This window comes from Longimicrobium sp. (assembly GCF_048594345.1).
In the GTDB taxonomy this organism is placed as follows: domain Bacteria; phylum Gemmatimonadota; class Gemmatimonadetes; order Longimicrobiales; family Longimicrobiaceae; genus Longimicrobium.
In genome coordinates, this window is the sequence record NZ_JBMDXM010000226.1 from 40,913 (window position 1) to 55,680 (window position 14,768).

General features: G+C 69.4%; 11 protein-coding genes. 3 read left to right on the forward strand and 8 right to left on the reverse strand.

The genetic code is table 11. From position 1 onward, the window contains the following. The first annotated feature begins 240 nt into the window (after positions 1-240). Positions 241-1,752: a putative glycoside hydrolase gene (locus tag ACOJUJ_RS23915; protein WP_420129438.1), complete on the forward strand. Its 1,512-nt coding sequence runs from the start codon at positions 241-243 to the stop codon at positions 1,750-1,752. Positions 1,753-1,984: 232 nt separating this feature from the next. Here the strand turns inward: ACOJUJ_RS23915 and ACOJUJ_RS23920 are convergent, their stop codons facing one another. The 6 genes from ACOJUJ_RS23920 to ACOJUJ_RS23945 form a co-directional block, all read right to left on the reverse strand. Next, positions 1,985-2,224, reverse strand: coding sequence for a hypothetical protein (locus tag ACOJUJ_RS23920; RefSeq protein WP_420129439.1), 240 nt, complete (start codon positions 2,222-2,224; stop codon positions 1,985-1,987). 434 nt (positions 2,225-2,658) lie between these two features. Beyond that, positions 2,659-4,083: an amidohydrolase family protein gene (locus tag ACOJUJ_RS23925; protein ID WP_420129440.1), complete on the reverse strand. Its 1,425-nt coding sequence runs from the start codon at positions 4,081-4,083 to the stop codon at positions 2,659-2,661. Between the two features lie 204 nt (positions 4,084-4,287). Continuing rightward, on the reverse strand, positions 4,288-6,372 hold the full coding sequence (locus ACOJUJ_RS23930) for an alpha-1,4-glucan--maltose-1-phosphate maltosyltransferase (RefSeq protein ID WP_420129441.1): 2,085 nt from the start codon (positions 6,370-6,372) through the stop codon (positions 4,288-4,290). A gap of 458 nt (positions 6,373-6,830) precedes the next feature. Further along, the gene (locus ACOJUJ_RS23935) at positions 6,831-7,436 is read right to left on the reverse strand and encodes a ferritin-like domain-containing protein (protein WP_420129442.1); all 606 of its coding nucleotides are present in this window, start codon (positions 7,434-7,436) and stop codon (positions 6,831-6,833) included. Between the two features lie 440 nt (positions 7,437-7,876). After that, the gene (locus ACOJUJ_RS23940; protein ID WP_420129443.1) at positions 7,877-8,527 is read right to left on the reverse strand and encodes a DUF4142 domain-containing protein; all 651 of its coding nucleotides are present in this window, start codon (positions 8,525-8,527) and stop codon (positions 7,877-7,879) included. Between the two features lie 499 nt (positions 8,528-9,026). After that, on the reverse strand, positions 9,027-9,905 hold the full coding sequence (locus ACOJUJ_RS23945; protein WP_420129444.1) for a DUF4142 domain-containing protein: 879 nt from the start codon (positions 9,903-9,905) through the stop codon (positions 9,027-9,029). Between the two features lie 468 nt (positions 9,906-10,373). On the opposite strand from ACOJUJ_RS23945, the gene ACOJUJ_RS23950 reads away from it, so the two are divergent. Together ACOJUJ_RS23950 and ACOJUJ_RS23955 are read left to right on the forward strand one after the other, a co-directional pair. After that, entirely contained in the window at positions 10,374-11,534 is a 1,161-nt protein-coding gene (locus ACOJUJ_RS23950; protein ID WP_420129445.1) for a PucR family transcriptional regulator, read from the forward strand. Positions 11,535-11,565: 31 nt separating this feature from the next. Next, positions 11,566-11,799, forward strand: coding sequence for a hypothetical protein (locus ACOJUJ_RS23955; protein ID WP_420129446.1), 234 nt, complete (start codon positions 11,566-11,568; stop codon positions 11,797-11,799). 366 nt (positions 11,800-12,165) lie between these two features. On the opposite strand, the gene ACOJUJ_RS23960 is transcribed toward ACOJUJ_RS23955, so the two are convergent. Together ACOJUJ_RS23960 and ACOJUJ_RS23965 are read right to left on the reverse strand one after the other, a co-directional pair. Then, positions 12,166-13,077, reverse strand: coding sequence for a cyanophycinase (locus ACOJUJ_RS23960; RefSeq protein WP_420129447.1), 912 nt, complete (start codon positions 13,075-13,077; stop codon positions 12,166-12,168). Positions 13,078-13,450: 373 nt separating this feature from the next. Continuing rightward, on the reverse strand, positions 13,451-14,602 hold the full coding sequence (locus ACOJUJ_RS23965) for an amidohydrolase family protein (protein ID WP_420129448.1): 1,152 nt from the start codon (positions 14,600-14,602) through the stop codon (positions 13,451-13,453). Between the last annotated feature and the right edge of the window lie 166 nt (positions 14,603-14,768).

Below are 14,768 nucleotides of genomic sequence, written 5' to 3' on the forward strand. Positions count from 1 at the left end.
GAATTTGCGACGTTTATACCCTCTCCCGCTTGCGGGAGAGGGTGCGAGCCTAAGCGAGCGGGTGAGGGCCCCCGCCGAAGCCCGCCATCGTTTCCGTCCTCCGCACTAACGCACTCACGCACTAACGCACTCTCGCACTCTCCGCACGCCCCTTCGGCGTGAACCTTGCCGCCCCCCGCCCCGCGCACGAAGTTTGACGCGCGAACTCGGCGGGACCCTCCAACACCAGACGGGGCAGGCATGTCCATCGTATCCATCCGCCATCTGGCGGTCGCTTCGCTTGCGGTGCTGCTGGCCGCGTGCGGCGGAGAATCGGGCGGGGAAAAGGGCGCCGCAAAGGGCGGCGACAGCGCCGCGGCCGCCGCGGGGGACAGCGCGGCAGGTGCACCCAGGCAGGCGGCGGTTCCGTCGCCGCGCACCAAGGCACCGGCCATCATCCGCGGGCTGTACGTGAACGCGTACAAGGCCGGCAGCGGCACGCACCGCAAGCGGCTGATCGAGATCGCCGACCAGACGGAGATCAACGCGTTCGTCGTCGACGTGAAGGATGAGCGGGGACTGCACTACGTGAGCAACCTCACGCTGCAGAACGAGATGACGGAGGACAGCGAGATCACCATCCGCAACCCCAAGGCGTTCACCGACACGCTGCACGCGCATGGCATCTGGGTCATCGCCCGCATCGTCGTCTTCAAGGATCCCATCCTCTCCAAAGCGCAGCCCGACTGGTCGGTCAAGAACCCCAGCGGCGGGCTGTGGGTGGACAAGGCGGGGAACACCTGGGTGAGCCCCTGGGACGAGCGGGTGTGGGACTACAACCTCGACATCGCCGAAGAGGTGGCGCGGCTGGGCTTCGACGAGATCCAGTTCGACTACGTGCGCTTTGCCGAGCCGTACCGCTCGCTTCCCAACCAGGTGCATCCCCGCGCCAAGGGCGACCGCACCGACGCCATCGCCGCGTTCCTGAACGAGGCCAAGCGCCGGCTGCATCCGCTGGGCGTCACGGTGACGGCCGACGTGTTCGGCCTGTCGCCCAACGAGGGCGGCGACGTGAACATCGGGCAGCAGTGGGAGACGATCAGCGCCATCGCCGACCACATTCTGCCCATGATGTACCCGTCGCACTACTTTCCCACGCACCTGCCCGGCGTGCAGCGGCCGGACCTGATGCCGTACGAGGTGCTGTTCAAGAGCGCGGGAATGGCGCGCTGGCGCAGCGACCAGCTTCGCGACGCGGGGGTGCAGCCCGCGCGCATCATGCCCTGGCTGCAGGCGTTCAGCGCGCCGTGGCTGGGGCGCAACCACCAGAAGTACGGCCCCGAGCAGCTGCGCCAGCAAAAGCAGGGCGTGTATGACGTGGGGCTGGAAGACTGGGTGCTCTGGCACCCCGGCAGCAACTACGAGCACATCGTCGCCGGGCTGGCCACGGGCGAGGCGCAGCCGCAGGGCAAGCAGAACTACACGCCCCCCGCGGACGTGATGAGCTGGCTGCAGCGCTTTGAGCGCGAGGGCGTGAGCGCGGCGCGCGCCAAGGCGGTGGCGCAGGCCCGCGGCGACGTGACGGACCCCGCCGCCGCGCAGGCCGCCAAGGCCGGCCGTCCGGAGCCGGCGGAGCCCGGCGCGCCCAAGAACGACGTAGCGCCCGGCCAGAACGCCCCCGCCGAGGCCGCGCCCTCCGCCACCGGCACGCCAGCCGCCGGCGGACAGACGAACCCCAGCAACCCCGCGCAGAACCGAAGTCCGCGACGGTGAGGGGGTGAACGGGTGTGATGGTGTGATGGTGTGATGGTGTGATGGTGTGATGGTGAAGGTGGATGACGAACGGAGCCCCCGCGGCCTGGCTGGCCGCAGGGGCTCGTTCATTTCCTTCACGGTCGCCCTCTCTCCGGCAGATTGCGCCGGGAGACGGGCAAATAACCGCGCGCACTTCTCCGCGTCTCCGCGCCCTCCGCGTCTCCGCGTGAGATCCTTCTTTCGGCTCAGCTCACGGCGTCGAAGGCGTGCCGGGACGGTGCGGGGCGGTGTCGTTCACGATGGTGCCGTGCTGCTGGGCGGACTCGCTGCCGATCATCGGGCGGCCGTCGGCGTCGCTCTCGGCACCGGCCTCGGGGTCCTGCACCTGCGTGCCACCGCGCTCCGTCCCCTCGGCGTCATCGCCGTTGCAGGCGGCCAGGGAAAGCGCGGAGAGCAGGACCAGCGTGGGAATCCAGCGATGCGTGCGCATTTCGGGTATCGTCTCGTGTTCTCGGGTTCATCCAGCGGACGCCACTCTGCCGATGCACGCCGCGCGCCGCTGGGACCCTCACCCCGGCTCGTTCCTCGCCTGCCCCTCTCCCACAAACTGCGTGGGAGAGGGGATACACGTCGCACACGCCTCCGCCGCGGATCCGGCATCCAGGCCTCGGAAGTACACAGAAAAGCCGGTCATCCGGAGGGAGCACCACCGGCAACCCTGCAGTTACGCAAACATTTGCGCGCGACCGAAGGACCTTCTCGCGGCGATCGAAGCGCAGGTTTCCAGGCAGAGATCCAGCCCCACGGTTGCCGGCAAGGTCCTTCGGCCGGCGCCAGGGCACGCCGCGACGATAGAGCACAACGCGGCGCCTCCCGCAGCCTCAGGATGACCTGGCGTGGGAAGGCGCCGAGAGGAGGCCGGATTCACGTACCGGCAGCCGCGGCGCCTTCGCGGGCGCAGGCTTCGGGGGTGCCTTTGCGGGCGCCGAAGAGCAGGCGGTCCAGGGCGGCGCGGTCCAGCAAGCGGCCGTTGGCCACCACGGCGTGCACGCGCCGGGTGTTGGCGATGTCGGCGAGCGGGTCGGCATCCAGCAGCACCAGGTCCGCCAGCTTTCCGGCCTCCACCGTCCCCAGCGAGTCGGCCAGGCCCATCACGCGCGCGGGGGTCAGGGTGGCGGCCTGCAGCGCCTGAGGCGGCGTCATCCCGGCGTCGCGCACCAGCAGCGCCAGCTCGTCGTGCAGGCTGAAGCCGGGGACCAGCAGCGGCGCGCCGATGTCCGTTCCCGTCATCAGGGGCACGCCGGCACGGTGCATCTCGGCGACGTTGCGCACCTCGCCGCGGTACACCTCGCGCCAGTCGATCTGCCCCTTCTCCTGCTTGAGCTCCGCAAGCTGGTCCCGCCACTCCCGCAGCGCGTCCGCCGGCACGTAGCACAGCCCGGCGACGCGCCCCTCAGCCAGCTTCGCGAGCAGCGTGTCGGGGGAATCCAGGCGGATGGGCCAGGTGACCAGCGTGGGGACGACGGACGCGCCGTTGGCCGCAAAGTGGCGCCACAGCGAGTCGCGCGCGGCGTCGGAGACACGCAGGGGTGGCCAGATGCCGTGCTCGTAGCTGCTTACGCCGGTGCGGGGAAAGGGCTCGTTGGCGTGCGCGGCCACCTGCAGCCCACGCTGGCGCGCCCGCGCCATCAATGCGCGGCTGATGGCCGTATCAGGCCAGTTGCGCACCTTGATGTGGTCCGCGCCCAGCGCCACGACGGAATCTACCCACCGCTCCGCGTCCTGCGGCGACCCGGCGCCAAAGCGCTCGTACAGGCGCCACGGCGTCCCCGCCTGCTGGCTCATCCGCTGGGTCCACGCCAGCCAGCGCTGGTTCTCTACCACCGGGCTGGCGATGCGCATGCGCGGTCCCGGCCGCTGCCCCGCGGCAATGCTGTCTCGCAGCGCCCTGGCGTCGGCAAACCGCTCCGCACCCATGTCGCGGATGCCGGTTATGCCGTGCGCCAGGTACAGTTCCAGCGCCGTCGGCCCGTAGCCCACGACGTGCGAGTGCATGTCCCACATCCCCGGGATCACGTACTTGCCGGTCCCGTCCACCACGCGCACGCCGCGGGGCACCGTCGTGCCCGCCGCCGGCCCCACATGGGTGATGCGGTTGCCGGAGACGACCACCGTCTCGCCGGGGCGGGACGGTCCGCCGGCTACGTCCACCACCGTCACGTTGGTGATGGCCAGCGCGGGCGGGAGGGACGACGACGATGAGGCGGCGGACGGCGTGCGTCCCCCAGTGCACGCCGCAAGCAGCAGCGCGGCCAGAAGGGCGGTCGTCCTGTGGATGATGGAGATCATTTCGCGTGGAAGGCTGGGTGTGGGGCGGCAGGGAATGCCTGCTAGTACACTAGCACATGCTAGTGTACTAGCATTACACGAGTGCTGCAAGCCTTTCTTCTCTCCAGCCCCCCTTTACGCAACGTGGCGACGGGAGCCATGGAGAAGGCTCCCGCCGCCACGTACCGTACCCTCGTCCCGTCGTACCTTCGTACCTTCGTACCCTTACACCAGCGTCGGCTCCATGAAGTAGTCGAAGCCCTTCTCCGAACTGCGCCAGGCACGCACGCGGAAGATCCGCCCCGGTGCGCCGGGCTCCAGGTGAATGTGCTGGCTGCCGCCGTGCCAGAAGAAGCGCTGGCCGGTCAGCAGCTCCTCCACCTCCCACGGGTCGTGCCAGCCGATCCCCATGTCGGGCAGGGGAAAGTGCAGCATGGTCTCGTGCGCGGCGAACGGGTCCAGGTTCACGCACACGAACACCATCGACGTCCGGTCCTCCGTCATCTTGCCGTAGAACAGGATGTTGTCGTTGTCCGCCGGATAGAAGCGCAGGTTGTCGTACTCGTGCAGCGCCGGGTTCTGACGGCGCACCTCGTTGAGCCGTGTGATCAGCGGGCGGATGTTGCCGGGGCGGTCCCAGTCCCACGCGCGGATCTCGTACTTTTCGCTGTCCAGGTACTCTTCCTTGCCCGGCGCCAGCGGCGTGGCCTCGCACAGCTCGAAGCCGCTGTAGATGCCGTAGACCGACGACAGCGTAGTGGCCAGGATCGCCCGGATCATGAACGCCGGCCGTCCGCCCCGCTGCAGAAACTCGGGGTTGATGTCGGGCGTGTTGGGGAACAGGTTGCCCCGGTAGTACTCCTTCATGGAGCCCTGCGTGAGCTCGGTAAAGTACTCGATCAGCTCACCCTTGAAGTTGCGCCAGGTGAAGTACGTGTAGCTTTGCGTGAACCCTGCCTTGGCGAGGACGCGCATCATCTTGGGGCGCGTGAACGCCTCGGAGAGGAAGATGACCTGCGGATGCAGGCGCTGCACCTCGCGGATCATCCACTCCCAGAACTGCACCGGCTTGGTGTGCGGGTTGTCGACGCGAAAGATGTTCACGCCCTGCTCCACCCAGTGCAGGATCACGTCGCGCCACTCCGCCCACTGCGCCTCCCAGTCTTCCCCGTAAAAGTTCAGGGGATAGATGTCCTGGTACTTTTTGGGCGGGTTTTCGGCGTACATGATGGTGCCGTCCGGGCGGATGTAGAACCAGCCCGGGTGCTCCGCGGCGTACGGGTGGTCCGGCGACACCTGGATGGCAAAGTCCAGCGCGATCTCAAGCCCGTGCTCGCGCGCCGCGGCGATCATCCGCCGAAAGTCCTCCAGCGTCCCCAGTTCCGGGTGCACCGCCTTGTGCCCGCCCGCCTCGCTGCCGATGGCGTACGGCACGCCGGGCTCGTCCGGACCCGGATTGAGCGTGTTGTTCTTTCCCTTGCGGAACTTGAAGCCGATCGGGTGGATCGGCGGAAAGTACAGAACGTCGAAGCCCATGTCGCGCACGTACGGCAGCTTGGCGATCACGTCGTCGAAGGTGCCGTGGCGCGCCGGATCGTCCGACATCGACCGCGGAAACAGCTCGTACCACGCGGCGAAGCGCGCGGCCACGCGGTCCACCTGGATGGGCACCTCGCGCTCGTACCGCGTAAGGTCGTTGCGCAGGGGATAGCGCTCCATCAGCTCCAGCAGCGCGGGGTCCAGCGCCGCCGCCACGCGCTCGGCCAGGGTGAGGTGCGACCCTTCCTCCACGTCCGCGCGAAAGGTCTCCCAGGCGCCGCGGGGGATGATGCCGCCGGCCGCCAGCCCCGGATCGCCCACGATCTCTTCCAGAAACTGCATCAGCCGCTCGCGGTCCGGCCCCGCCGCCAGCGGGCTGGCGGCCGCGGCCACCAGTTGCGCGCCTTCGAACAGCTCCAGCAGCACCTCCTGGCCCGCGTCGTACTTCTTGCGCAGGTCGCTCTGCCAGGTGCCGAACACGTCCGTCCACGCCACCACGGTAAAGAGCCAGCGGCAGTTGCGGTCCACGGTGAACGCGCCGGTCCAGCGATCGTTGTCGTGAAACTTCATCCGCGACTCCAGCCAGGTCTCCTCGTCTTCCGGGCGGTACCAGACGGCGGCGGAAATGGCGTCGTGGCCTTCCTTGAAGATGTCGGCGAACACGGTGACAGTGTCGCCCACCTCGCGCTTTACGGGGTAGCGCCCGCAGTCCAGCTCGGGCTCGACGTACTCGATGATGACCCTGCGGCTTGCGTCGATCTGCTCCGGCATCGTGGCTCGCTGACGGGATTCTGTGAGTGGTCCGGCGATGGGTCCAACCGGCGGTTCGCGCGGCGGGCCGCAAGGGGTGGGCCAGTTGGGAGACTGGGGTGAACGGGTGAAGGGGTGAACGGGTGAACGGGTGAACGGGTGAACGGGTGATGGAGTGCGAGAGTGCGGAGGAGGCCACGTTGGGTAGGCCATCCGAGGTGAGATATCCGCACGCCTCGGCACGGGCGAATAAATTCGCAGCAACAACTACACGAAATCCACCTTCGTGGATTGGCGGCCCGGTCGTGAAGGCAGGCCAGGTGCGCGCCCAGTATTCCGCGCGAAACGGCCCGGCAGGTCGGCGGACCGGGACGTTCGGACCTGGCGGCGCACCATCCAGGCTAATCCTCCGCAACACACCGCCGCCCGTGCCGTTTGTCCCCCCTCCCGCGGTGTTTGCGGGAGGGGGTGGCGCGCTCTCAGGCGCCGCCGGGGGAGGGCCCACCGGGGCGGACGCCGTCGACGGCTTCGGCGACGCGGCGGCCGGCGGCTTCCACGGCGTCGGCGGTGCGGGCGTGGACGTTCTCGACGACCTCCTGCACGGTGTCCAGCAGGCCGCCGCGATCCACGCCCAGGTGCTCCACGGCCTGCTGGGCCCAGGTGTAGTGCCGCTCCTCGTCCGCGGCGGCGGCGCGGAGGATGACGGCGACGGCCTCGGTGTGGGGGCGGTTGGCGTGGCGCCGGTACTTGTCGCGCACCTGCGCCTCGTTGGCCTTGAAGGTCATCAGCACGGCGCGGTCGTCACCCAGGGTGCCCAGCGCCTGCACGGCCAGCTTGAAGGCGCCGGTGGGCAGATGCGGCATCTGCACGGGGACGCCGCCATGGTTCTGGATGAGCTGCGTAAGCTGATCCACGTGCCGCTGGTGGTCGCCGCGGAATCCCGCCAGCGTTTCCCGGTACTCGGCGGTGCTGATGGCGCCGATGGCCAGCGAGTACGCCTGCACCGCGTCGTGATCCAGCGCCAGCAGGTCGTTGAGCTCGGCGATCAGCTCGGCGCCGCTCGGGGGCATGGTTGCGTCGGCCATCGGATGTCGTCTCCTGCGCGTCGTTTCGTTCGGCCGTGAGACGGTCGGTGCTGCAGGATCAGGTCCAGAGCGAGGGCAGGCGGACGGGGGAAGCGTGAAGGGGGAAAGGGTGGCGCGACCCTCGGGGGCCCTCTCCCCCGCCAGGCCTTTCGCTCGTTCCTCGCGACGGCTGGCGACCCCTCCCCCAACTTCGGGGGAGGGGTGGTGGCGGACGGCGCGAGGCGCTTCGACGTACCCTCGGAAACGGGATCGATTCTCCCCTCTCCGCGAGGAACGAGCGGGGAGGGGCCGGGGGAGGGGCACCCCTGTGGATGCAGTCCGATTCCCGTCGCGCCAGCGAGTCATCTGCATCCACGAACAACGGGCGGCGGACATTCATCCGCCGCCCGCACCATCACACCATCACACCATCACACCATCACACCATCACACCATCACACCTACTGCAGCCGGCCGCGGATGAGCTGGGCCTGCTCCAGGTGCGCGGCGACGCTGGTGCGGGTGGCGCGCATCATGGCCAGCATCTCGTCGGTCACGCCGCCCTGCGCGATCATGCGGTCCAGCGCGCTCAGGGCGTACCGGTGGCCGGCGATCTGCGCGTCCATGTAGGTGGCATCGAACTGCGGTCCGTTGATGCCCTGCAGCACCTGCAGGTTGGTGCCGCCGGCCGTCGCCAGATTGCGGCTGGCGGCGTGCTGCTGCAGCGTGGCCTGCATCGCCTGAAGCTGCGCGGGGGCAAGGGCCGCCGCGGCGGCGCCGTGCCCGGCGTGCGCGTCGCCGCCCGCGGGACCGGCCGCGGCGCCGTGCGTCATCTGCCCCTCGAACAGCCCCGTGCCCTCCTCCGCCACGTGCGCCTCGCGCGCGTGCAGCGCGGCCGCGTGCTCCGTCACCATGGCCGCGGCGAACGCCTTGACCTCGGCATTGGCGGCGCGCTCCTGCGCCAGCGTGGACGTCTGCACCTCGCCCACGTCCACCGCGCTCATGAACGCGTGCACCGTGCGGTCGTTCTCCTGCGGCGTCACCGTTTGCGCGGCTGCCGGCGTGGCGGCGAGCGCGGCGGCGAACGCCAGGGTGCGTGCTCCGATCGTCATCCTCATTCCCGGCTCCTGAACCAACGTGGAATGTCTGGCCCGGGGTGGTCACGCCCCGGCCTTCGATGGCCTGCACCCGCATCCGCGGGCCCAGCTCCTTAAACGAACGTTCGCAAGGATTGATGACGCGGCGCAAGTCGCAGTTCGTTTCGAGATGGTTAAATCTGATCCAATTCCGAAGGCTGGTTTCGCGGTATCGGCGGTGCGGAAAGGACTGGCGTGCGGCGGCAGATCACGCGCAGCAGGGCATAGATTTCTCAGCCGGCGCCAGGGTTCTCTGCATCGGCCAGGTGTGGCGAGGCGCCTCCTTAAGAATGACAATGTCGAGCGTGGAAGAAGGGGTTTGATCGAGGCGGGCGGAGCGCGGAACGGGTCATCAAAGACGAACGTGGCGGCGGACCCCGGGACCGCCGCCACGCTTTTCATCCAGACGGTCGATCAGGCGAGGTAGGATGAACGAGTGATTCCGCTCACCAGTTCACCCGTTCACCCGTTCACCTCACTGCAGCCGGCCGCGGATCTGCTCGGCCATCTGCAGGTGCGACGCGACGGCGGTGCGCATGCCCTGCAGCGAGGCGCGGATGTCGTCGCCCAGCGCGCCGGTCTGCGCCAGCATGCGGTCGATGTTCGACAGCGCGTAGCGGTGCGCGCCGATCTGCGCGTCCATGTACGACTTGTCGAACTGCGGGCCCGTAACGCCCTGCAGCACCTGCATGTTGCGCATGTTGGCCTCCATCACCGGACGGCTCATGGGGTGCGCCGCCAGCATGGCCTCGAGCTGCTGCACCATGGCCGGCGTCACGCCCGGGGGCAGTCCGCCCATCGCCATGCCGCCGTGCATGGCGCCGTTCGCCTGCGCGCTGCCGCCCTGCATGTTGCCGTGCCCCGCGTGCTCGCCACCGGTGTGGGCGTTGCCGCCGGAAGCCGCCACCTGCCCGGCCACGCCCGCGGCCGTGGGGCTGCTGTGGGCGTTCTGTCCGCTGGCCACCTCGGCGCCGTTGCCGCCGCTGGAGGCCGGCACGCCGGCCGCCGCGTTCACCGAGTTGGGCGTTCCCGCGATGCCGCCGGCCGCCGGGCTGGAGTGGGGCATGACCCCCGGCTCGCGGCCGGGCGCCATGCGCTGCACCAGGCCGCTGTTCTCCGTCTGCATCAGCATCTCACGGGTGTGCAGCGCGTTGCTGTGGTCCCCGATCATGCTCTGCGCAAAGCTGCGCACCTCGGCGTTGGTGGCGCGCTGGGTGGCCAGCATGGAGCTCTGCACCTCGCCCAGGTCCACCGCGCTGAGGAACGCGTGCACCGCACGGTCGTTGTCGTCGCTCGCTTCACGGTCCTGGGCAGCCGCACCCATCGGCAGCGCCGCCACCGCGATGGCGATCATCAATCCCTGCAACCTCATCCCTGCATCCTCCTGCCTCGTGGTTACCGCCGGCCGGGCACCCGCGCCCGGCCCAGAATCATCCGCCGAAAAGATCGGGGGCGGCGGACCTTTGCAAACATTGGGCACACGCGTCGCGCACACCCCCCAAAGCGGCCGCCGGTGAGACGATCAGCAAGCCAAAACCCCTGTATCTGCGCGGCTGAACACACGGACGGCACTTTGGATGAAGGTGTTCCCTGAAGCTGCGTCGTCCGCCTCATTCTGCTCCCCTCGAGCCCGCCCTCGAGCGCGCGCCGGCGGCGTCACACCGCGCCGGTTCGCCGCTCCGGTGAGGGGGATTGCGCCATCCGTCGCCCGTGGGGCCATTGCTGGCGCGCGGCGCGGGGGCTAGTGTCGCGTGGCGCAGGAAACGGATCGGGCCCGGGCGTTCGGGCCCGCGTAGACCCGGGATCAGGGGAAGAAGAGCGCATGGACCGCCCTGCACGCAAAGGGGGAATTCTCCCGGCGCCCGCGTGCGACCTGCTTGACCGCCTGACGGCGGAGCTGGATGTGCCGTTCACGCTCACGGACCTGCACGGCACCGTAGTGGCTTCCACCGGCGGGCGGCTGGCCGGCCGGGTGGAGCGGCGGGTGGTGCCCGTGCTGGAAGACGGGCAGGCGCTGCAGACGGGTGGCGAGTGGAGCGCCCCCGGCGACGAGCCCGGCGTGTTTGTCCCCGTGCGCCTGTCGGGGCGCATCGCGGGCGTGCTGATGGCGCACGGGCCGCCGGAACGGGTGCGTGCGCTGGCCCGCACCTGCGCCGTGGCCATTGGCCTGGCGCTGGACTTTGCCGAGGCGGCTTCGTCGCTGGGGCGCGAGCACATCAACCCCGGCTGGCTGTTGTACCGGCTGCTGCGCGGCTCGCGCGAAGAGGCCATGCACGCGCGGGTGGTGGCGGCCATCTATGGCTGGAACCTGTGCGTGCAGCGCGTGGCGGTGGTGCTGATGGCGCCCGCGCAGCCGGCGGGGCGGGCCATCGCCACCGATCCGCTGGAACTGCTGGAACGCCTGCTGGGCCCCGCCGCGCGCACCACCCCGTTTGGCCAGCTGGACGATACGCAGTGGGTGGTGCTGCCTGAGTACCATCCGCGCGAGTCCAAGGCGCGGCTGCGCGAGATGGCGGAAAGCATCCGTGCGCAGCTGTCCCCGGCCGACGTGCACGTGGGGATCGGCGAGCCGCACCTGCCGGTAAGCCCGGTGCTGGCGGTGCGCCGCTCGTACCGCGAGGCCATCTACGCCGCCCGGCTGGGCCCGCGGCTGCGTGAGGGGCACGGGGTGCACGAACTGCGGGGACTGGGATCGGCGGCGTTCTTTGCCCCCAGCAGCCCCAGCCGGCGCAACCTGGCGGCGCTGGTGCTTGAGCCCCTGCGCGACCAGCCCGCCGTGGTGGAAACGCTGCGCGTGTACCTGGCAAGCAACATGTCCGTGGCCGACAGCGCCGCCAGCCTGGGCGTGCACCGCCACACCGTTCGCAACCACCTAGAACGCGTGTTCGACCTTACGGGGCTGGACCCGCGCTCGCTGGACGGCGCCGTGCAGCTGAAGCTGGCGCTGCTGGTTGCCGCCGCCGACCCCGACCTGCACCCCTGACCGCGCCCCGCGCGCACCGACGAGACGAGCGATGGCCTACCGGGAGTTCCAGGACGAGCAGGGACGCAGCTGGCGCGTGTGGGACACCTTTCCGCAAAAGCCCCAGATCGTGGCGCCGGGCTTCGAGCACGGCTGGCTGAGCTTCGAGACGGAAGGCGAAAAGTTCCGTCTCGTCCCCATTCCCCCGGACTGGGAGGCCGGCTCGGAGCTGCGCCTGCGGGGGCTGCTGCGGGCGGCGCGGGAAGGGGTGAAGGTGAACGGGTGAACGGGTGAGCGGGTGAAGGGAAGGGGTGAAGGAAGCGGGGGTGGCGCGACCCGCGGGGGCCCTCTCCCCCGACCGGCCTTTTGCTCGTTCCTCGCAACGGCGGTCGACCCCTCCCCCAACTTCGGGGGAGGGGTGGCGGCGGAGGGTGCGGGGCGCTTCGGCTGACCCTCGGAAACGGGATCGAAGTTCTCCCCTCTCCGTGAGGAACGAACGGGGAGGGGCCGGGGGAGGGGCACCCCGCGCGGACGCAGGTCGATGCCCGTCACAACGCCAGAGGACGCGGATGATGCTCATCATCCACGTCCCCTTTTCTTTTCCTCCGCGCCTCCGCCTTCTCCGCGCCTCCGCGTGACCGCTGTTCCGCCGTCAGCGCGGAGGGTTGGGGGCGATCTCGTCGCCGGAGGGGAGGATGGGGCGCTTGGTGCGCAGGTTGAAGCCGTAGCCGTGCGGCAGCGTGTGCAGCGCGGCGTCGGTAATGGCCAGCGTGTCGGCGTCGCCGGCATCGGGCGCGTTGCTGTGTGTTACGCGCCCGTTGAACACCATCACCACCCCCTCGCCCACCACGGTAAACCGGTCGCCGGGCACCAGGTCGATGGCCGTGTTCTCGTCAATGCCGATCCCCAGCACGTTGGGGTTGTGGGCAAAGATGGTCATCAGCCGGCTTACGCGGCCGCGCTGGTTGAAGTGCGTGTCGACCACGGTGTCGCGCCAGTAGCCCAGCCCGGGTGCCAGGCTCACGTCCTCGCGCTTGACCGTCCCCTTCTCCGGCCCGCCGATGATCATCACGCTGCTCATGGCGGCGGCGCCGGCGCTGGTGCCGGCGACCACCAGGCCATCCCCGTACAGGCGCGAGCGGATGCTTTCGCAGAAATCCGTCCCCGCGATCAGGGCGGTCAGGCGCAGCTGATCGCCACCGGTAAAGAAGACGGCGGTGGCCCGCTGCACCGCATCGACCAGCTCCGGCTCCTCGGCCTGGTGCCGGTCGGTAATGGGCGCGGGGATGATCTCCGCCACCCCGATCTTCTTTTCGAACAGCGCGCCGTAGGTATCCACCTTTTCCTCCGGGTTTTCGGAGGGGGAGGAGCAGATGATGATGCGCGCGTTCTTGCCGCCCGCCATCTCCACCAGCCTGGGGAGGATGGTCATGTCGTCCTCGTCCGGGTCTTCCGCCCCGCCAATCACCAGCAGGCGGGCGCCGCGGGCGGGAAGCTCGTCGCGCTCCGTCCGCATCTGCTCCTCCCTGGCCCGCGCCTCCACCTTGTTTTCGCCACCCGGCATTCAGCCCTCCGTTGTGTGTATCCGCGGCTCGCTCACCAGCACTGAACTGTGTCGGCGGGGTGCCCCTCCCCCGGCCCCTCCCCGTTCGTTCCTCACGGAGAGGGGAGAACTGCATGTTGCCGCTGGATTCGGGTGACGTCGAACAGGATCGAACTTCGTCCGCGGGCGCCCCCCTCTCCCGGCCTCTCCCCCCGAACTGCAGGGGGGAGAGGAGAACTTCGATCCCGTTTCCGCGGGTCGAAGCGCGAGAAAACCTTCCGTCACCACCCCTCCCCCGAAGTTGGGGGAAGGGTCAACCGCCGTTGCGAGGAACGAGCAAAAGGCCGGTCGGGGGAGAGGGCCCCGAGGGTCGCGCCGATCCCGCTCACACCGGTCACTCCTCGTCCTTTGTCCCCATGAGGTGGATGTGGCGATCGGAATCCTCCAGCCACGCCTCCGTCTCCACCACCTCGCCGTCCTGCACCACCACCTTGCCGTGGGAAAAGACGTGGACGATCTCCAGCGTATCCTTTTGCAGCAGCAGGATGTCGCCGGCGCACCCTTTCCGCAGCTCGCCTTTTTCGCGCAGCTTGAGGATGCGGGCGGTGTTGCGGGTGGCCAGCGGCAGCACCTGCTCCAGGGTGAAGCCGTGGTTCAGCACGCAGTCGCGCAGCTGCATCCACACGCCGGCCGGGCTGGTCATCGACGCGTCGGAGGAGACGGTGAGCAGATCCGTAGGGCCGCCGTTTTTGCGCCAGTGGCGTAGCCAGCGGTGCAGGTCGCGCTCCACCACGTCGATGTCGCACGGCATCCCCCGCCTGGCCAGCTCGATGGCCTCATCCATCAGCGCTTCGGTGCGTTCGATGTGGGTGGCGTACACCCAGCACGGCGCCACGTCGTGTTCATCGAACACCTTGCGCAGGGGCTCCAGGCGCCGCTTGCTTTCGCCCACGTGCACGTGCATCAGCCCCGCCTTGCGCGCCAGCATGCCGCCGATGTGCGCATGCGTGGCGGTGCGGGCAAGGTCGCGGGTGTCGGGCTCCAGCGCGCGTTCGTCGCTGATGGCCACCTCGCCCGCGCCGATCACCTCGTCGATGAACATGATGTCTTCGCGGACGGTGCCCAGGATGGATTCGGGCGGGACGTCGTAGCCGCCGGACCAGCAAAAGGCGTTAAGCCCGTGCTCCTTGAGCGCCTTGACCTTGGCGAGAAGCCCGGGCATGGTCTTCATCGTGGTGTCCACGCCCAGCGTGCCCACCACGGTGGTGATGCCAAAGCGGACGATCTCGCTGATGAAGAACTCCGGCGTCTGCGTGCTGAAGCCGGTTTCGCCGCTGCCGCCCAGCAGGTGGATGTGGGGATCGATCAGGCCGGGGACCACGATGCAGCCGCTGGCGTCGATGATCTGGTACTCCGCGCCCAGCGACTCCAGCGCCTTGCGGTTGATGTCGCCCACCTTGCCCACGTGTCCGTCGGCCAGCAGCACCGACTGCACGCCGCGCGGATCGGGGTCGTATACGCGCCCGCCTTCGATCAGCGTCAGCATTCGCCGCGTCCCTCCCTGCCCCGCGCCCCGTCCTTGTCGCCCCGCATTCCGCCTCCCGTGGTGTTGTCCGCGCTGGTCCGCCGCCGCGCGGTGCCCCTCCCCCGGCCCCTCCCCGTTCGTTCCTCACGGAGAGGGGAGAACTTCGATCCCCTTTCCGCGGGTGAGC